15 protein-coding genes are annotated in these 17,785 nt (G+C 72.2%); 11 read left to right on the plus strand and 4 right to left on the minus strand.

The features are described from left to right. Positions 1-200: 200 nt before the first annotated feature. From ACIQMR_RS10950 to ACIQMR_RS10960, 3 genes are all read left to right on the plus strand, one after another. Complete coding sequence (locus ACIQMR_RS10950) at positions 201-2,177, plus strand: Xaa-Pro dipeptidyl-peptidase (protein WP_401385093.1); 1,977 nt, start codon at positions 201-203, stop codon at positions 2,175-2,177. After that, the gene (locus tag ACIQMR_RS10955; RefSeq protein WP_401385094.1) at positions 2,177-3,463 is read left to right on the plus strand and encodes a M14 family metallocarboxypeptidase; all 1,287 of its coding nucleotides are present in this window, start codon (positions 2,177-2,179) and stop codon (positions 3,461-3,463) included. The genes ACIQMR_RS10950 and ACIQMR_RS10955 overlap by 1 nt, the downstream gene beginning before the upstream one ends. Before the next feature lie 209 nt (positions 3,464-3,672). Next, the gene (locus ACIQMR_RS10960) at positions 3,673-5,268 is read left to right on the plus strand and encodes a BCCT family transporter (RefSeq protein WP_401385332.1); all 1,596 of its coding nucleotides are present in this window, start codon (positions 3,673-3,675) and stop codon (positions 5,266-5,268) included. Between the two features lie 42 nt (positions 5,269-5,310). Here the strand turns inward: ACIQMR_RS10960 and ACIQMR_RS10965 are convergent, their stop codons facing one another. After that, positions 5,311-6,267, minus strand: a complete 957-nt coding sequence (locus tag ACIQMR_RS10965; protein WP_401385095.1) for an FAD-dependent oxidoreductase — start codon at positions 6,265-6,267, stop codon at positions 5,311-5,313. Positions 6,268-6,333: 66 nt separating this feature from the next. Here ACIQMR_RS10965 and ACIQMR_RS10970 point away from each other — a divergent pair, with 66 nt between their 5' ends. From ACIQMR_RS10970 to ACIQMR_RS10985, 4 genes are all read left to right on the plus strand, one after another. After that, on the plus strand, positions 6,334-7,356 hold the full coding sequence (locus tag ACIQMR_RS10970) for an oxidoreductase (RefSeq protein ID WP_401385096.1): 1,023 nt from the start codon (positions 6,334-6,336) through the stop codon (positions 7,354-7,356). Between the two features lie 225 nt (positions 7,357-7,581). Further along, the gene (locus ACIQMR_RS10975) at positions 7,582-8,115 is read left to right on the plus strand and encodes a TrmH family RNA methyltransferase (protein ID WP_401385097.1); all 534 of its coding nucleotides are present in this window, start codon (positions 7,582-7,584) and stop codon (positions 8,113-8,115) included. Between the two features lie 18 nt (positions 8,116-8,133). Next, positions 8,134-9,771, plus strand: coding sequence for an ABC-F family ATP-binding cassette domain-containing protein (locus ACIQMR_RS10980; protein WP_401385098.1), 1,638 nt, complete (start codon positions 8,134-8,136; stop codon positions 9,769-9,771). Next, a complete protein-coding gene (locus ACIQMR_RS10985; protein WP_401385099.1) occupies positions 9,768-10,178 on the plus strand; it encodes a hypothetical protein in 411 nt (136 codons plus the stop codon). Before ACIQMR_RS10980 ends, ACIQMR_RS10985 begins: the two co-directional genes overlap by 4 nt. Before the next feature lie 204 nt (positions 10,179-10,382). Here the strand turns inward: ACIQMR_RS10985 and ACIQMR_RS10990 are convergent, their stop codons facing one another. Both ACIQMR_RS10990 and ACIQMR_RS10995 read right to left on the minus strand, forming a co-directional pair. After that, positions 10,383-12,761: a Tex family protein gene (locus ACIQMR_RS10990; RefSeq protein ID WP_401385100.1), complete on the minus strand. Its 2,379-nt coding sequence runs from the start codon at positions 12,759-12,761 to the stop codon at positions 10,383-10,385. Between the two features lie 248 nt (positions 12,762-13,009). Next, complete coding sequence (locus tag ACIQMR_RS10995; RefSeq protein ID WP_401385101.1) at positions 13,010-13,873, minus strand: hypothetical protein; 864 nt, start codon at positions 13,871-13,873, stop codon at positions 13,010-13,012. A gap of 127 nt (positions 13,874-14,000) precedes the next feature. Between ACIQMR_RS10995 and ACIQMR_RS11000 the strand changes: the two genes are divergently transcribed. Continuing rightward, positions 14,001-14,963: a GlxA family transcriptional regulator gene (locus tag ACIQMR_RS11000; RefSeq protein ID WP_401385102.1), complete on the plus strand. Its 963-nt coding sequence runs from the start codon at positions 14,001-14,003 to the stop codon at positions 14,961-14,963. Positions 14,964-15,030: 67 nt separating this feature from the next. Beyond that, positions 15,031-15,675, plus strand: a complete 645-nt coding sequence (locus tag ACIQMR_RS11005; protein WP_401385103.1) for a DJ-1/PfpI family protein — start codon at positions 15,031-15,033, stop codon at positions 15,673-15,675. 3 nt (positions 15,676-15,678) lie between these two features. On the opposite strand, the gene ACIQMR_RS11010 is transcribed toward ACIQMR_RS11005, so the two are convergent. Then, complete coding sequence (locus ACIQMR_RS11010; protein WP_401385333.1) at positions 15,679-16,440, minus strand: enoyl-CoA hydratase/isomerase family protein; 762 nt, start codon at positions 16,438-16,440, stop codon at positions 15,679-15,681. 74 nt (positions 16,441-16,514) lie between these two features. On the opposite strand from ACIQMR_RS11010, the gene ACIQMR_RS11015 reads away from it, so the two are divergent. Next, positions 16,515-17,144 carry an HdeD family acid-resistance protein gene (locus ACIQMR_RS11015; protein ID WP_401385104.1) on the plus strand — a complete coding sequence of 210 codons (630 nt, stop codon included), beginning with the start codon at positions 16,515-16,517 and terminating at the stop codon, positions 17,142-17,144. Positions 17,145-17,280: 136 nt separating this feature from the next. Then, a complete protein-coding gene (locus ACIQMR_RS11020; protein WP_328726862.1) occupies positions 17,281-17,751 on the plus strand; it encodes an ATP-binding protein in 471 nt (156 codons plus the stop codon). Positions 17,752-17,785 lie beyond the last annotated feature (34 nt).

Raw genomic sequence — 17,785 nt, forward strand, 5'->3', positions numbered from 1 at the left:
GAATGCTCCAAGAAGTCGGGGAGGATGATTTCTTCGGACCCTATTCACGCGGCCGGCGCTCCGTCGTGTCCATGGCCCCTGCTGTCACGCGATCGCCATTCGGCCGACACGACGCACGCTGTCCCATCCGTCGCTCCTGTCCTCACGTGGCCCACTACTGCCCTCTGTTGCACCGGAGTTGACCGGAGTACCGTCCGCCCATGCCGATACGTGTGCAGCGCATCCGACTTGCCGGCAGAACGATCGCCGTCGCGGCCACGACCGCCCTGATCACCCTTCTCGTCCCGCCGGGCAGCGCACAGAGCGCCGCGCCCCGGGAGAGCAGACCCGTCTACTCCTACGACGACGCGATCCGCGAATCCGTCTGGGTCGACACCAGGCTCGACGGCGACGGGGACGGCAGAACGGACCGTGTCGCCGTCGACATCGTCCGGCCGCGAGAACCGGGGCAACATGGCCGGAAAGTACCCGTCATCATGGATGCCAGCCCGTATTACTCCTGCTGCGGGCGCGGCAACGAAAGCCAGAAGAAGACGTACGACGCGAACGGGAACCCGGTGCAGTTCCCGCTCTACTACGACAACTACTTCGTTCCGCGCGGCTATGCCTTCGTCGCCGTCGACCTCGCCGGGACCAATCGCTCCGACGGCTGTGTCGACGTCGGCGGACGCTCCGACATCCACTCCGCCAAGGCCGTCGTCGACTGGCTGAACGGTCGTGCCCGCGCCTACACCACTCGCACCGGCACCGAGCGCGCCGCGGCCCGCTGGACCACCGGCGACGTCGGCATGATCGGCAAGAGCTGGGACGGCACCATCGCCAACGGTGTCGCCGCCACCGGGGTCGAGGGTCTGAAGACCGTCGTCCCGATCGCGGCGATCTCCTCCTGGTACGACTACTACTTCGCCAAGGGGGCCCCGCTCTACGACTCCGGTCCCGACTGGCTGTCCGACTACGTCAACAGCCCCGAGGCCCGCGCCCGCTGCCAGGCCGTGCAGCAGCGGCTCGTCGACGGGGCCCCGCGCACCGGGGACCGGACCCGGCTGTGGAGCGAACGCGACTACGTCCCCGACGCGTCCCGCGTCCGGGCCAGCGTCTTCGCCGTCCACGGCATGCAGGACCTCAACGTACGTCCGAAGCACCTCGGCCAGTGGTGGGACGCCCTCGCCGCGAACGGTGTGGAACGCAAGGTCTGGCTGTCGCAGACCGGACACGTCGACCCCTTCGACTTCCGCCGCGCGGACTGGGTCGCCACCCTGCACCGCTGGTTCGACCACTACCTCCTCGGCTACGACAACGGCGTCGACCGCGAACCCATGGCCGACATCGAACGCGCCCCGGGACGGTGGTCCACCGACCGGGTCTGGCCGCCCCGTTCCACCGCCACCACCACCGTCCGCCCCGCGGGCGGCGCCGTGCCCGGCGTCGGCACGCTCGGCCTGAAGCCGGCCGGGCCCGGCGCCACGGAGACCTTCACCGACGACCCGTCACTCGGCGAGAGCGACTGGGCCGCCGACATCGACCGCGCCACGCCGGCCAAGGCCGGGTTCTCCACCCGGCCGCTCAGCCGCCCGCTGCGCCTGGCCGGCTCCTCCACGGTCACCGTCACCGCCACCCCGACGACCACCAGCGCGCATCTGACGGCGGTCCTCGTCGACCTCGGACCCGACACCATCCGCGACTACGCCGGCGCCGGCGAAGGCATCACCACCCTCCCCGAACGCACCTGCTGGGGCGCGAGCACCAGCGGTGACAGCTCCTGCTTCAAGGAGACCGAGGCACGCACCACCGCCGTCGAGTACACCGTGGTCAGCCGCGGCTGGGCCGATCTCGGCAACCACGCCTCGGCGGACAGCGGCCGCCCGCTCACGCCCGGCAGGCCGTACACCATCACCCTCGATCTGCACGCCACCGACCACGTCGTCCCGGCCGGGCACCGCCTCGCCCTCGTCATCGGCGGCACCGACAAGGACCTCATCGACCCCCCGGCCACCAGGCCGGGACTGACCCTCGATCTGTCCCGCACCGCGGCGCGGCTGCCCCTCGACGGCGGCGCCGCAGCGTTCCTGCGGGCCACCACGGGCACCGCCCCGTCGGTCGCGGCCCCGCGAGGTGCCCGGCTCGACGGCGTCGACGGACCACGTACCCTCCGACCCCTCCCGGGAGGCGGCAACTGATGCAACGCCGTATCCGCACCATCGTCGTGGCGGCCTGCGCGCTCGCGGCCGCCGTCGTGACCGCGCCCGTCCGTCCGGCCGCCGCCGACGCCGGTCCGCCGCGCACCGGATTCGAGACGTCCGGCGGAGCGCGCTGGACCAGTCAGCCGGAGGAACAGTCGTTCCTCGCCGCCGTCGACCGGGCGAGCGACCGGACGTCGCTGCGCACCATCGGCACGACCGGGCAGGGCCGACCGCTCCAGCTCGTCCGCATCGGCGGCGACCGGCCCACCGCGAACACCATGCTGCTGATCTGCAGTCAGCACGGCGACGAGCCGTCCGGCCGCGAGGCCTGCCTCACCACGGTCCGCGACCTCGCCCACGCCAGGGACGCCGCGACCCGCCGCTTCCTGGACCGTACGACCGTCCTGGTCATCCCGACCGCCAACCCCGACGGCCGTGCGGCCGACACCCGGGGCAACGCCGACGGCATCGACATCAACCGGGACCACATCGCCCTGGCGACCGCCGAGGGCCGCGCGACGGCCGCCGTCATCCGTGATCAACGCCCCGACGTGATCTACGACTTGCACGAGTACGGCGCCACGCCCGGCTACTACGACAAGGAACTGCTCTCCCTCTGGCCGCGCAACCTCAACACCGACCCGAAGGTCCACGAGGAGGCGCACACCCTCTCCGAGACCTATGTGCGTCCCGCCGCCCACGACGCCGGGTTCAGCAGCGGCATCTACGGCATCTGGACCGACCCCGTCACCGGTGAGCCCGTCAAGCAGGTCGCGGGCGACGGCCAGGAGCGCATCCTGCGCAACACCGCCGGTCTCAAGCACTCCGTAGGGCTGCTGGTCGAGACCCGCGTCGATCCCCTCACGGACGAGGAGAAGGCCGACCCGGCTCTCAACAACCGCCGCAGGGTCGCCACCCAACTCGTCGCTCTCGACGGTGCTTTCGACTTCGTCGACGAACGCAGGAGCAGGATCGAGGCCGCGACCACGCTCGCCCGTCTCAAGGGGTTCGCCGACCGCGGCCCGGTCTGGACCGGCGGCGCCGACAACGACCCGGCCGGCCCCGAGGACACCCTCCAGGACCCGCCGTGCGGCTACCGCCTCACCGCCGCCCAGTACGCCGACGTGAAGGACGAACTCGTCCTGCACGGCATCGTGTCGAAGCCCGTGGGCGGCGGTGCGTACGTACCACTGCGGCAGTCCGGGCGAGCGCTCGTACCCCTGCTGCTCGACGAGCGTGCCGCCTACCACCTCACATCAGGACGGCCCGTGACCGCTTGTTGATACGAGTGGACCCGCGGCACCTGTGGTAGGAGGGCTTACGGAGAGCGAATCCGGGCTCCGCAAGCCTGCGAAAGGTGGCTTCCGTGCCGCACGACGAGTCGCGTGACGAGTCGCATGACGAACAGCGAGAGGGCGACCGGGGAGGTCCGGCGCAGACGGCGGACCTCCCCGGCCCGTCCCGTGACACCCGGCACCGCGCCACCGACCGCGTGGTCTTCGGGGTCACCGCCGGCCTCACGGTCGCCTTCGTGGTCTGGGGCTCGCTCGCCACGGACTCCCTGGAGCGCATCTCCGGCAGCATGCTGTCCGGCCTCATCCACAACGGCGGCTGGGCGTTCGTCCTGGCCGCCTCCGGCTTCGTGATCTTCGCGCTGTGGCTCGCCATCAGCCGCTACGGAAGGATCCCGCTGGGTGGCGAGGACGAGGAACCCGAGTTCCGCACCGTCTCCTGGGTCGCGATGATGTTCAGCGCGGGCATGGGCATCGGCCTGATGTTCTACGGCGTCAGCGAACCCCTCGCGCACTTCACCGAGCCGCCGCCCGGCACCGACCCGGCCGACGCCGCGCAGGCCATGGAGACCGCCATGGCCACGACCCTCTTCCACTGGACCCTGCACCCGTGGGCGATCTACGCCGTGGTCGGACTGGCCATCGCGTACAGCACCTTCCGGCGGCGACGCCGCCAGACCATCAGCGCAGTCTTCGAACCCCTCATCGGCAAGAAGCACGCGTACGGAACCGGCGGCCGGATCATCGACATCCTCGCCATCTTCGCCACCCTGTTCGGGTCTGCCGCCTCCCTCGGACTCGGCGCCCTCCAGATCGGCAGCGGCGTCCGGGAACTGGGCTGGATGACCGGTGTCAGCACGGCGCTGTTGGTCGCCATCATCGCCGTGCTGACGCTCGCGTTCGTCCTCTCGGCCGTCTCCGGCATCGAGAAGGGCATCCAGTGGCTGTCCAACACCAACATGGTGCTGGCGCTGATCCTCGTCCTGTTCGTCTTCGTCGCCGGACCGACCATCATCGTGCTCGACCTGCTGCCGACCTCGATCGCGGGCTACTTCGGCGATCTGCCGCAGCTCGCCGGGCGCACCGAGGCCTCCAGCGGCGCGGGGGTCGCCGACTGGCTGGGCACCTGGACGGTCTTCTACTGGGCCTGGTGGATCTCCTGGACGCCGTTCGTCGGCATGTTCATCGCCCGGATCAGCCGGGGACGGACGATCCGTCAGTTCGTCGGCGGAGTGATCCTCGTGCCGAGCACGGTCAGCCTCTGCTGGTTCGCCGTCTTCGGCGGTACGGCGATGACCCTGCAGGACCGCGGCCGGCTCGGTGAGGAAGCGACGCCGGAGGGCCAGCTCTTCGCCGTGCTCCAGCAGTTCCCCCTCGCCACGGTGATGAGCCTCCTCGTGATGATCCTCGTCGGGATCTTCTTCGTCTCGGGCGCGGACGCCGCGTCCCTCGTCATGGGAACGCTCTCCCAGAAGGGCGCCCTGGAGCCCGGCCGGTTCGTCGTCGTCTTCTGGGGCGCGGTCACCGGTGCCGTCGCGGCCGTGATGCTCCTCATCGGCGGTGGCCAGGGCGACGCCCTCGCCGGCCTCCAGAACCTGACGATCCTGGTCGCCGCGCCGTTCGTCGTCGTGATGATCGGCATGTGCTTCGCCCTCATGCGCGACCTCCGCCACGACCCGATCATCGTCCGCGGCGAACGCGGCGAGGAAGCCGTCGAATCCGCCGTCATCGCCGGCCACGAGAAGTACGACGGCGAGTTCGAACTCCGCATCGGTCCGACGCCACCGGAGAGATGAGGCCGGGGATTCCGGCCCGGAGCTCCTCAGCGGGCGACGGCCTCAGCGGGCGAGCGCGGCGGCGGCGTGGGCGCAGCCCCAGGCCACGGTGACGCCGGCGCCGCCGTGCCCGTAGTTGTGGATCAGGCGCGAGTCGTGGGAGCCGGGGGCGGCGGAGAGACGGACACCGCCGGCCCTGGAGGGACGCAGGCCGACCCGGTGGCCGAGGACCCTGGCGCTGGCGATCTCCGGGCGGATGCGGGCACAGCGCTCCACGATGGCCGTTGCGGTCGCCGGATCCGGTTCCAGGGACCAGGAGTGCTCACCCGCCGTGCCGCCGAGGATCAGCCGTCCCGGCTGCGGGAAGAAGTACGTCAGCTCGCTCGACGCCTCGTCCGCGGCCGTGAACCAGGTGTCGATCCCGGGGTTCTCCACCAGCACCAACTGCCCCCGGACCGGCGTCATCCCCGGGTCGGGCACGAGGTCGCGCGACCCGAGCCCCGTGCAGTTGACGACAGCCTTCGCCTCGGCGGCCGCTTCGTCCAGCGAGCCGACTCCTCGGGTCTCCACGGTCCCTCCCGCCGCCTCGAACCGCGCCCGGAGCCAGTCCAGATGGACGGGCATGTCGATCAGCGGCAACCGGGCCCACAGCGCGGACGTGACACCGTCCGGCAGTTCGCCGGGCACCGGTTCCCGCACCCTGCCCGCCAACTGCCCAGCCCACGGGCCCAGATCAGCCTGCCGCACCCCGGAGTGCACCCCGGCCACGAGCCGCACCCCGGTCTCCTCCGGACGCTTCGCCAGCTCCTCGTACACCCGCAGCGAGGCCAGTGACCACTCGCCCGCCAGTGCCGCCGGCTCGATCCGGTACGGCCACCACAGCGCCCCCGCGACCGCGGACGTGGACGCCTGCGCCGGCTCGCGGGTCCACACCCGCACCCGGCGGCCCTCCTCCGCGAGCACGACGGCCGTCGTCAGCCCGATGACCCCGCTCCCCACCACGATCACGTCGCCGCTCATGGCGGGACCGTAGCCGAATCCGTGATGACGCGCTCACATCGCGTGGTGACTGGGGATACTCCAGACATGTCTGCCGAGTACGCGACCTTCGCACTGGCTCCGGCGATACGGGCCGGGGGAGTCCTCGCCGATGGCGGGTACTGCGTCCACCGGGACTTCATGGACTTCATCGTCGACGGCCGCCCGCTGCTGTTCCAGCTCTCCGACCTCGACGCGGTCTCCCCGCTCGCCTCCGACATCCCGCTCGCGATCTTCACCCGCCAGGTGCGCGCCCTGCTGCTGGACGCCGAGGCCCCGCTGCCCGGCGGACGCTACGTCATCTACGGCTGCCCCGAGTGCGAGGGCCTCGGCTGCGGTGCCGTCACCGCCGTCATCGAGCGCGACGGCGACGACATCGTCTGGCGGGACTTCGCCTGGCAGACGGACGAGACCGCCGATCTCGAGCTCAACGGCTACCACGGGACAGGCCCGTTCCGTTTCCGCGCCCACCAGTACCGCACGGAGCTGGAACGGCTCCTCGACGGCGGGGACGGCCGGCCGCGCCGCCGCGTCCTGCTCATCGGCGCCCGTGTCGCCGTCCTCGCCAGACTCGCCGCCGCGCTGCGCACCATCGGCATCGGCGCCGACATCACCCACGACGCCTCCACGGTCCCGGCCGACGAGCTCCGTGCGTACGGGGCCGTCGCCTTCGGCCCTGCGATCGGCGTACCCGAACGCGCCGCGGTCCGGGCGGCCTTCGCCTCGGCCGGAGTGGACGTCGCGTACATCGACGGCCTCCCCCCGGTCATCCCGCTCCTGGTCGCCCAGGTCGAGCACGCCCTCGACCGCGGTCCCGTGGAACGCCGCCGGCTGACCGGACTGACGGCGACGGGGGACGAGGCGTCCGTCACCGTCACCTCCGCCTGCCGCGTCCAGCTGCTCGCGTACCGCCTGGACAGACTCCACCGCACCCACACCCGGCATGTGTTCGACGGGATGCTGGAGCCCGGCACGCACCGAATTCCGCTGGACGGGCGGGCGGTGAAGGGGCAATCCTTCGTAGTGGCACGCGCCACCGGGGGCGTGCTGGTCGCACCCGTGGTGCGATGACCGGCAGAGAGGCCCGGGCGAGCCGTCGAATCGCCAAGACGCCATGCAGCGCCAGCACCCCATGCAGTGCCGACACCACGAGCAGTGCCGACACCACGCGCAGAGCCCACGCCACGAGCAGTGCCAACACCACATGCAGTGCCGACACCACGCGCAGAGCCACGTCGCCATGCACCGCCGAGAGGCCGTGCGGCGACCGAACCGGAGGTCCGCCTCCCCGCGCCGATGAGCGCCCGGAGGAACGGACCCGCGATCCGTACCCGCACCCGCGCCGAACTGCGCCGCGTACGAAGACCACGGGCCCACTCCTGCTGGGACCACCTCTACGCCGCGCCGCTGTGGCCACTGCACGGCGCCAACCTCGGGACCCTCGCCCGCACCTGTGACGCGGTCGGCGCGTGTCTGACCGTGCCCCGCTTCCCCTGGGTCCCCGAGGCCCTCGCCCGCGGCAACACCCTGCGTCAACCGCTCTGCACGCACTGGACGGGTGATCCCCTCGCCTGGCTGGAGAAGCAGCGCGGACGCGGCCTGCGGATCGTGGGTGTGGAGCTCGCCGACGAGGCGGTGCGTCTCGCCGATCTCCCGCCCGCGCGGGAGCCCACGGTCATGGTCCTCGGCCACGAGCAGACGGGCATCCCGCCCGAGGCCCTCGACCTCCTCGACGCGTGCGTGGAGATCCCGATGATCGGCACGGGCGCCAGTCTGAACGTGGCCGTCGCCGGATCGCTCGCCCTGTACAAACTCGCCGGCCTGCTCTGACCTAGGATCGTCCCCCTGATGACTGCAACCCTCGTCGCCAAGGACCTCGCCGCCGGACACGGCGACCGCTCGCTCTTCTCCGGGCTCGACCTCGTCGTCGCGCCCGGCGACGTCATCGGCCTCGTGGGCGTGAACGGAGCCGGGAAGTCCACCCTGCTCCGGCTGCTCGCGGGGCTGGACACGCCGGAGCACGGTGAGCTGCGGATCTCGCCGCCCAGCGCCGCCGTGGGCCATCTCCCGCAGGAGCCGGAGCGGCGCGAGGGAGAGACCGTACGACAGTTCCTCGCCCGCCGTACCGGGGTCGCCGCCGCGCAGGCCGCGATGGACGAGGCCACCCAGGGGCTCGTCGACGGGACCCCCGGGGCCGACGACGCGTACGCCATGAGCCTGGAGCGCTGGCTGGCCCTCGGCGGCGCCGACCTGGACGAGCGCGCCGAGGAGGTCGCCGGCACGCTCGGCCTGACCATCGGCCTCGACCAGCCCATGACCTCGCTGTCCGGCGGCCAGGCCGCCCGTGCCGGGCTCGCGTCCCTGCTGCTGTCCCGCTACGACCTCTTCCTCCTCGACGAGCCCACCAACGACCTCGACCTGGACGGGCTGGAGCGGCTGGAGACCTTCGTCCAGGGCCTGCGCGCCGGCACGCTCGTCGTCAGCCACGACCGCGAGTTCCTGGCCCGTACGGTCACCAAGGTGCTCGAACTCGATCTCGCCCAGCAGCAGATCACCCTGTACGGCGGCGGCTACGAGGCCTACCTGGAGGAGCGGGCGACCGCCCGCCGGCACGCGCGCGAGGAGTACGAGGAGTACGCCGACAAGAAGGCGGCGCTCGAGGGCCGCGCCCAGATGCAGCGCTCCTGGATGGACAAGGGCGTCAGGAACGCCCGGCGCAAGGCCACCGACAGCGACAAGATCGGCCGCAAGCTCCGCAGCGAGGCGAGCGAGAAGCAGGCGGCCAAGGCCCGCCAGACCCAGCGGATGATCGAACGGCTGGACACCGTCGAAGAGCCCCGCAAGGAGTGGGAGCTGCACATGGAGATCGCCTCCGCGCCGCGCTCCGGCTCGGTGGTGGCGACCCTGCGCGAAGCGGAGGTCCGGCGGGGCGACTTCCGCTTCGGGCCGGTGTCGCTGCAGATCGACTGGGCCGACCGCGTCGCGATCACCGGCGCCAACGGCGCCGGAAAGTCGACCCTTCTCGCCGCTCTCCTCGGCCGCCTGCCGCTGGACGGGGGCCACGCCGCGCTCGGCTCCGGTGTCGTCGTCGGCGAGGTCGACCAGGCCCGCAAGCTCTTCCACGGCACCGACTCGCTGCTGGACGCCTTCTGCGCGGCCGTTCCCGACACCGAGCCCGCCGAGGTCCGCACCCTCCTCGCCAAGTTCGGCCTCAAGGCCGGCCACGTGCTGCGCCCCGCCGTCACCCTCTCCCCGGGCGAACGGACCCGCGCCGCGCTCGCACTGCTGCAGGGCCGGGGCGTCAACCTGCTCGTCCTCGACGAGCCGACGAACCATCTCGACCTGCCGGCCATCGAACAGCTGGAGTCCGCGCTCGGCTCGTACGACGGCACGCTGCTCCTCGTCACGCACGACCGGCGGATGCTGGAGGCGGTCCGTACGACCCGGCGCGTCGAGGTCGCGGACGGCAAGGTGACCGAGCTGTGACGGCCGACGACCCCACGACCAGGCTGTTCGCCCTCCTCGACGACCTGGACGCCGACGTCGACGAGACGATCGACCTGGCCGACGAGGTCGCGGCATCCGGTGACCGCGGTCTGCTGCCGCGCCTGGAGGCCGGGCTGGACCGCTCCCTCGCCGAACGGAACTCCTACGCCCGCGAACTGCTCGGCGGCGTGATCGCGGCGATCGGCGGCACCGGCGCACTGCCGGTGCTGCTGAGCGCCTCGGCCGTCGACCTCGGTGACGACCAGGACGCCCTCGCAGCGGAGATCGTCGACCTGGTCCACACCGACCCGCCGGCCGCCCGCGCTCTCCTGACCCCCCTGACCCACTCCGAGGACCAGGCGGTCCGCGCCCGCGCCGAGTGGGCGCTCCACTTCCTCCCGGACTGAGCGGCCCCGTTCGACCCCAGGGCCCGGCCACCCGGCCGGGCACGCGTGGCCGGCCCTCGGGGCGAGCGGCCGATGCCGGGCGTGGCTCTCGGGCCCGTGCGGCGTTCGAGGTCCGGCACACCGCTCACCCGGAGCCGGGGAGCCCCGGCCCGCGAGGCGGGACGGGGCTCCAGTGGCGAACAGGGGCCGCAAGCCCCGGGCGGATCAGCCGCGGCGGCCGCCCTGCTTGGGGTCCAGCAGGCCCGCCTTGCGCAGGGCGTCCGCCATCGCGCTGTTCGCCGGGGGCGGGGCCTGGCGGCTCGTGCCCGCGCCGCCGCCGCGAGGGGCACCACCGCGTCGCTGCTGGGGCGGGCGCCCGCCCTGGTCGCGCTCGCGGCGGCCGCCCTGAGCCCCGCCGCCGGACGCCTGCGGCGCCGCCTCGTCGTCCAGCCGCAGCGTCAGCGAGATCCGCTTGCGCGGGATGTCGATGTCGAGGACCTTCACCTTGACGACGTCACCCGGCTTCACCACGTCCCGCGGGTCCTTGACGAACGTGCGGGACATCGCGGAGACGTGGACGAGCCCGTCCTGGTGGACACCGACGTCGACGAACGCGCCGAACGCCGCCACGTTCGTGACGACACCCTCCAGCACCATGCCCGACGCCAGGTCGGAGATCTTCTCGACGCCGTCCTTGAAGGTCGCCGTCTTGAACGCGGGCCGTGGGTCGCGGCCGGGCTTCTCCAGCTCCCGCAGGATGTCCGTGACCGTCGGCAGACCGAAGGTCTCGTCGACGAAGTCGTCCGCACGCAGCGACCGCAGCACCCCGGTGTTGCCGATGAGCGACGCCACCTCGCTGCCGCTCGTCTTCACCATCCGCCGCACCACCGGATACGCCTCGGGGTGCACGCTGGACGAGTCGAGGGGGTCGTCGCCGCCGCGGATGCGCAGGAAGCCCGCGCACTGCTCGTACGCCTTCGGCCCGAGCCGCGCCACGCCCTTGAGTTCCTTCCGGGACCGGAAGGGACCGTTCGCGTCGCGGTGCGCCACGATGTTCTCGGCGAGCCCCGAGCCGATGCCCGACACCCGCGACAGCAGCGGCGCGGACGCCGTGTTGACGTCGACGCCGACACCGTTCACACAGTCCTCGACGACCGCGTCCAGCGAGCGCGACAGCTTCACTTCGGACAGGTCGTGCTGGTACTGGCCGACGCCGATCGACTTCGGATCGATCTTGACCAGCTCGGCGAGCGGGTCCTGGAGCCGGCGTGCGATCGACACCGCGCCGCGCAGCGACACGTCCAGTTCCGGCAGTTCCTGCGAGGCGAACGCCGACGCCGAGTACACCGACGCGCCCGCCTCGGACACCATCACCTTCGTGAGCTTCAGCTCCGGGTGCCTGGTGATGAGATCGCCGGCCAGCTTGTCCGTCTCGCGCGACGCCGTGCCGTTGCCGATGGCCACCAGCTCGACCGCGTGCTCCTTGGCGATGCGCGCCAGCTTCGCCAGCGACTCGTCCCACTTGTTCGCCGGTACGTGCGGATAGATCGTGTCGGTGGCGACGACCTTGCCGGTCGCGTCGACGACGGCCACCTTCACGCCCGTACGGAAGCCGGGGTCGAGGCCCAGCGTCGCGCGCGTACCGGCCGGCGCGGCGAGCAGCAGATCGCGCAGGTTCGCCGCGAAGACCCGTACCGCCTCGTCCTCCGCCGCCGTCCGCAGCCGCAGCCGCAGATCGATCCCGAGGTGGACGAGGATCCGGGTCCGCCAGGCCCAGCGCACCGTGTCCGCCAGCCACTTGTCGCCCGGGCGGCCCCGGTCGGCGATGTCGAAGCGGCGGGCGACGAGGCCCTCGTACGTGGACGGGCCGTCCGTCGCCTCCTCGGGCTCCAGGTCCAGGGAGAGGACGTCCTCCTTCTCACCGCGGAGCATCGCGAGGACGCGGTGCGAGGGCAGCTCGGTGAACGGCTCGGCGAAGTCGAAGTAGTCGGCGAACTTCGCGCCGGCCTCCTCCTTGCCCTCCCGCACCTTCGCGGCGAGCCGGCCGCGCGTCCACATCCGCTCGCGCAGCTCGCCGATGAGGTCGGCGTCCTCCGAGAACTGCTCGGTCAGGATCGCCCGCGCGCCCTCCAGCGCGGCTGCCGGGTCCGCGACGCCCTTGTCGGCGTCGACGAACGCCGCCGCGGCCGCGAGCGGTTCGACGGACGGGTCGCCGAGCAGCCCCTGGGCGAGGGGCTCCAGCCCGGCCTCGCGCGCGATCTGCGCCTTGGTGCGCCGCTTGGGCTTGAAGGGCAGATAGATGTCCTCCAGGCGGGCCTTGGTGTCGGCCGCCCGGATCTGCGCCTCGAGCTCGTCGGTGAGCTTGTCCTGCTCACGGACGGATTCCAGGATCGCGGTCCGCCGCTCCTCCAGCTCCCGCAGATACCGCAGCCGCTCCTCGAGCGTGCGCAGCTGCGCGTCGTCGAGCATCTCGGTCGCTTCCTTGCGGTAGCGAGCGATGAACGGCACGGTCGACCCGCCGTCGAGCAGCTCGACGGCCGCCTTCACCTGCCGCTCGCGTACGCCGAGCTCCTCGGCGATCCTGCCTTCGATGGACGTCGTCACGGTTCCCCGACTCGCCTTCTGATGCTGGCTGTGCTGTGGAGGCCGCGCGGACGGGTGCCCGCGAGGTCCCTTCGCCTGCATTCTGCCGGGTGGCCGGGGGCCGTGTCGCGCGTCCCCCCTGTGCGCGGCGCGTACGTCGCCCGCCGCCGGGGGAACCAGGGGTGGCCCCTGACCGGCCACGTCGCCGGCTCTGTCACCGGCTACGCCGTATGCTCCCCGCCGGTCGCCGCGCGGCGGGTCGCCGGACGTCAGCCCTTGCCGGTCAGGTCCGCCGGGAACGCCCCGGCCGCGGCGGCCGTCATGAGGAAACCACGGGCCAGCTCGGTGAGGCGTTCGACGTCCGCCGCGCCGAGGTGCTCGTACGGCGCGAGATCGAGCCGGTCGGTGTGCTCCTCCAGCTCCGCGCGCAGGGCCGTGCCCGCCTCTGTCAACTCGCCGTCCTCGGCCAGCAGCCCGCGCTCGCGCAGCCGGCCGGAGGCGGCGTCCCAGTCGGTGCGCCGCCAGCCGCGGCTGGCGAGGATCCAGCGCGGCGACATGCCCTTGCCGGTCGCGGTGTGGCTGACCAGGGCCTCCAGCGGGTCGAGCCCGGCGGAGAGCAGCGCGGTCAGATGACCGTCGCCGCGGTGCTCCCGCAGCAGCGTGGCGGCGTGCCAGTAGGCGAGGTGCGGCTCCTCGGGGACGGGCAGGTCCGCATGGGCCGCGTAGAGCGGGCGGGCGTGCCGGGTGCAGGCCTCCGCGGCGCGCAGCGCCAGCCGGGCCGCCTCCGCCATCTCGTCCGAGGCGACGGCGTCGTCACCGAGCAGCCGGCGCAGTGTCGCGTCCACGCCGCGCAGCCGGGCCGCCAGCACCGTGGCGGGCGGCGCCGTCTCCCACACCGCGGGGAGATGCCGGGCGATCAGCTCGTGGTTGAAGTTGTAGAAGGTCGCCGCGACCGTACCCGGGCCGACGGCGCCCATCGCGGCGGCCCGCCCGGCGAAGTAGGCGGCGCTCGCGTCCTCGACGCCGATCCCGGCGAGCTCCTTCGCGTAGTCGGGCGAGAAGTACACGGTGGAGTGGAGCGGGTTGACGGCGTTGTGGCAGCGGCGTCCCGCGCGCGGAGGCAGAGAGGTCATGCCAGCAGGTTACCGACTGGTCGGTACGACCGTAAGGGCAGGGGCGGGACACCAGGGCGAGTCCATGGCAGGAAAGGTGGGGATCTCGTCATTGCGGTCGTGCGGCCGCGGCGCCGACCATGGAGGCATGCCAGAGCGAACCGTGCTCGTCGTGCTCTTCGACGGGGTGCAGAGCCTTGATGTGACCGGCCCGCTCGAGGTCTTCTCGGGCGCCGGCAAGGCCCCGTCCGCCGCGTTCGGGTACCGCATCCGCACCGCCTCGCTCGACGGCGGGCCCGTCCGCACCTCCAGCGGGCTGACCCTCGTCCCGGACGGCCGACTCGGTGACGGGGGCCCGCCGCACACGCTGATCGTCCCGGGCGGCGAGGGCACCCGATGCCCGGATCCCGCGCTGATCGACTGGCTGCGCGCGCACGCCACCGGGGCCGAGCGCCTCGTCTCCGTGTGCACCGGCGCGCTGCTGCTGGCGGAGGCCGGGCTGCTCGACGGCCACCGCGCGACCACGCACTGGTCCGTCTGCGACCATCTCGCCCGCACCTACCCGCGGGTCGACGTCGACCCCGAGCCGATCTTCGTCAGGGACGGGCGGCTCTCCACCTCGGCCGGGGTCACCGCGGGCATCGACCTGGCCCTCGCGCTGGTCGAGGAGGACCTGGGCCGCACGACGGCGCTGACCATCGCCCGCCATCTGGTGGTCTTCCTGCGCCGTCCCGGCAACCAGGCGCAGTTCAGCGTCCAACTCGCCGCGCAGACCGCCCGGCGCGAACCGCTGCGGGAGGTCCAGCAGTACATCACCGACCACCCCGACGGCGATCTCGGCGTCGAGGCCCTGGCCGGCCGGGCCCGGCTGTCGCCCCGTCAGTTCGCCCGTGCCTTCCTCGCCGAGACGGGGACCACTCCGGGCAAGTACGTCGACCGGGTCCGTCTGGAGCACGCCCGGCGGCTCCTGGAGGACACCGGCGACGGCATCGAGGAGATATCCCGGGCCTGCGGTTACGGCACGCCCGAGGCGATGCGCCGCGCCTTCGTGAAGGCCCTCGGCGCGGCCCCGGCCGAGTACCGCCGCCGCTTCCACGCACCCGTCCGCTGAGACCCCCGTTACAGGAGGAACCCGTCTCCACCGGAACCCGCGTACACCGAGACCGAGAGGGACCGTCATGCAGATCGCCATCCTGCTCTACGACCGCTTCACCAGCCTGGACGCCGTCGGCCCGTTCGAACTGCTCAGCCGGCTGCCGGGCGCCGAAACCGTGTTCGTGTCGAAACAGCCGGGTCCGGTGCGCAACGACCAGGGCAACCTCGCGCTCGTCGCCGACCGCGCCATCACCGAGGTGACGGCTCCCGACATCGTCGTCGTGCCCGGCGGCCCCGGCGCACGCCAGGCCATGCACGACGAGACGCTCCTCGACTGGCTCCGCGCGGCCGACGCCACCAGCACCTGGACCACGTCCGTGTGCACCGGCTCGCTGGTGCTGGCCGGCGCGGGACTGCTCGACGGCCGCCGTGCCACCTCCCACTGGCTCGCCCTGGACGACCTGGTGCCGCACGGCGCCGAACCGACGGGGGAGCGCGTGGTCTTCGACGGGAAGTACGTCACCGCCGCCGGGGTCTCGTCCGGGATCGACATGGCCCTGCACCTGCTCGGCCGGATCGCGGGCGACGACGTCGCCCGGACGGTTCAGCTGATGACCGAGTACGACCCGCAGCCGCCGTACGACGCGGGCTCGCCGGAGAAGGCACCGGAGCAGGTCGTCGCGTTCTCGCGCACGCTGGCGGACGAGGTCTCCACGGCGAACGGCTGACCCTCACACGCTCCAGGTGAAGCGCGGCCGCCTTCGCTCCAGGAACGCGGCGACACCCTCCGCGGTGTCGCCGCTGCCGCGCGCCTGCCCGGCCCAGTGCTCGTCCCGGTCGGTGCGGCCCGAGGCGAACTCCTTCGCCGCGGCCTGGGTCAGCTGCGAGCGGGAGGTCAGCACCCGGGCGAACTCGGCGACCCGCTTGCCCAGTTCGCCCTCGGGAAGCACCTCGTCGACCAGACCGGTGCGCAGCGCCCGTTGCGTCCCGATCAACTCGCCTGAGAACAGCAGGTACTTCGCGGCCGCGGGCCCCACCAGCGACACCAGCCGCCGGGTCGAGGACGACGGGTACACGATGCCCAGCTTGGCCGGGGTGATCCCGAAGGAGGCGCCGTCCTCGGCGAACCGCAGATCGCAGGCCGCCGCCAGCTGGCAGCCACCGCCCACGCAGTAGCCGCGTACGGCGGCCAGGGTCGGTTTGGGGAACGCCGCGAGCGCCTCCTCGGCCCGTACGGCCAGGTCCTGCGGCGTCTCGCCGGGTACGGGCGGCTCGCTCAGCGAGGAGATGTCGGCGCCCGCGCAGAAGGTGCCGCCCTCGCCGGTCAGCACCAGCACCCGCACCCCCGGATCGTGCGCGAGGCCGTCCAGCAGGCCCGGCAGCGCGCGCCACATCGCGGCCGTCATCGCGTTGCGCTTGGCGGCGTGGCTGATGACGACGGTCGCGACGCCGTCCGAGACGGAGTGGCGCAGCTCCGGCTCCGTGCGGTTCATCCGGTCCATGCGCCGGATGCTATCCGCCGGGCCCGTACCTATGATCAAGAAGGGGGCGCGACGAGGAGGCACCGATGGCCGGTCCCGCCCACGAGGGCAGAAAGCTCCGCCGCAGCTTCGGCTGGCTCGCGGCACTCGGGGTGATTCTCGTCGTCGCAGGTGTCGTCGGGCTCGTCTACGTCGGCGTCGCCACCCTGACCTCGATGCTGCTCTTCGGCTGGCTGCTGCTGATCGGCGGTCTCGTCGGACTGCTCCAGGCGATCGAGTCGCGCGGCAGCAACTACTTCTGGCTCGGGGTGGTCGTCGCCGCGCTCAACATCGCGGCCGGCGTGGTCGTCATCCGCCACCCGGAGGGCAGCGCGGAGGCGCTGACCATGTTCGCAGCGTTGCTGTTCCTGACCGGTGGGCTGTTCCGTCTGGTGGGGAGCCTCGTCGTGCGCGGGCCGCAGTTCGGCTGGACGCTGCTCCAGGGCGCGTTCGGGCTGCTGCTGGGCATCCTGGTGCTCGTGAACTGGCCGGAGAGCAGCCGCTACGTCATCGGGACGTTCTTCTCGCTGGCACTGCTCTTCGACGGGCTGGGACTGATCGCGATCGGGTTCGGCGGCCGCCGGATCGTGGACATGGTCGAGGACGCCGACGACACCGCCGGTATCACCGCGTCCGAGAAGCCGACAGAAGAAGATCAGGATCGGTCGAAAGGCTGACCCTGGCGTACTTACCTGGTCGGATGCAGTCGATAGCAGCTGATTTCTGTTCAGCGGCCCGGTGTGGACCAGTGCATTCCCAACACTCGGTACTCAACAGTTCCCAGCAACGTTTCACGAGGGTGGGTGCGGGAGTATGGAGAGCCCGGGGAGCGTCCCGGCCCGGCCGCTGTCGTACGAAGGTGTCTGGCGGTTCACCGCCCCCGCGCTCGACGTGTCCGTACCGCAGGCACGGCACGCAGTCCGCGATCTGATCCACCGCCAGGGCGTCCCCGTCCACGACGACGTGCTCCAGGGACTGCTGCTGATCGTGTCCGAACTGGTCACCAACGCCGTACGGCACGCGGCCCTGCTCTCGCCCCAGGTCGCCGTCGAGGTCGCGGTCGGCCCGGAGTGGATCCGGGTGGCCGTCGAGGACAACCACCCCTACCGGCCCAAGGCTCTGGAGACCGACTCCGCGAAGACCGGCGGGCGCGGCCTGCTCCTGGTCAAGGAGATCACCAGGGAGGCGGGCGGCGAATGCGACGTGGAGCACACGGCGAGCGGCGGAAAGATCGTCTGGGCCGCACTGCCGCTCGTTCCGCTGAGCGGCGCGGCGCCCCTGTAGGGCGCCTCACCACAGCGAAGGGCACCTCACCACA

Source organism: Streptomyces sp. NPDC091376 (assembly GCF_044757085.1).
In the GTDB taxonomy this organism is placed as follows: Bacteria; Actinomycetota; Actinomycetes; order Streptomycetales; family Streptomycetaceae; genus Streptomyces; species Streptomyces pratisoli.

Excerpts from the sequence above, each read along its gene's own strand:
- ACIQMR_RS10950 (WP_401385093.1), top strand. The coding sequence starts at position 201 with ATGCCGATACGTGTGCAGCGCATCCGACTTGCCGGCAGAACGATCGCC.
- ACIQMR_RS10955 (WP_401385094.1), top strand. The coding sequence starts at position 2,177 with ATGCAACGCCGTATCCGCACCATCGTCGTGGCGGCCTGCGCGCTCGCG.
- ACIQMR_RS10965 (WP_401385095.1), bottom strand. The coding sequence starts at position 6,267 with ATGAGCGGCGACGTGATCGTGGTGGGGAGCGGGGTCATCGGGCTGACG.
- ACIQMR_RS10970 (WP_401385096.1), top strand. The coding sequence starts at position 6,334 with ATGTCTGCCGAGTACGCGACCTTCGCACTGGCTCCGGCGATACGGGCC.
- ACIQMR_RS10975 (WP_401385097.1), top strand. The coding sequence starts at position 7,582 with ATGAGCGCCCGGAGGAACGGACCCGCGATCCGTACCCGCACCCGCGCC.
- ACIQMR_RS10980 (WP_401385098.1), top strand. The coding sequence starts at position 8,134 with ATGACTGCAACCCTCGTCGCCAAGGACCTCGCCGCCGGACACGGCGAC.
- ACIQMR_RS10995 (WP_401385101.1), bottom strand. The coding sequence starts at position 13,873 with ATGACCTCTCTGCCTCCGCGCGCGGGACGCCGCTGCCACAACGCCGTC.
- ACIQMR_RS11000 (WP_401385102.1), top strand. The coding sequence starts at position 14,001 with ATGCCAGAGCGAACCGTGCTCGTCGTGCTCTTCGACGGGGTGCAGAGC.
- ACIQMR_RS11005 (WP_401385103.1), top strand. The coding sequence starts at position 15,031 with ATGCAGATCGCCATCCTGCTCTACGACCGCTTCACCAGCCTGGACGCC.
- ACIQMR_RS11010 (WP_401385333.1), bottom strand. The coding sequence starts at position 16,440 with ATGAACCGCACGGAGCCGGAGCTGCGCCACTCCGTCTCGGACGGCGTC.
- ACIQMR_RS11015 (WP_401385104.1), top strand. The coding sequence starts at position 16,515 with ATGGCCGGTCCCGCCCACGAGGGCAGAAAGCTCCGCCGCAGCTTCGGC.
- ACIQMR_RS11020 (WP_328726862.1), top strand. The coding sequence starts at position 17,281 with ATGGAGAGCCCGGGGAGCGTCCCGGCCCGGCCGCTGTCGTACGAAGGT.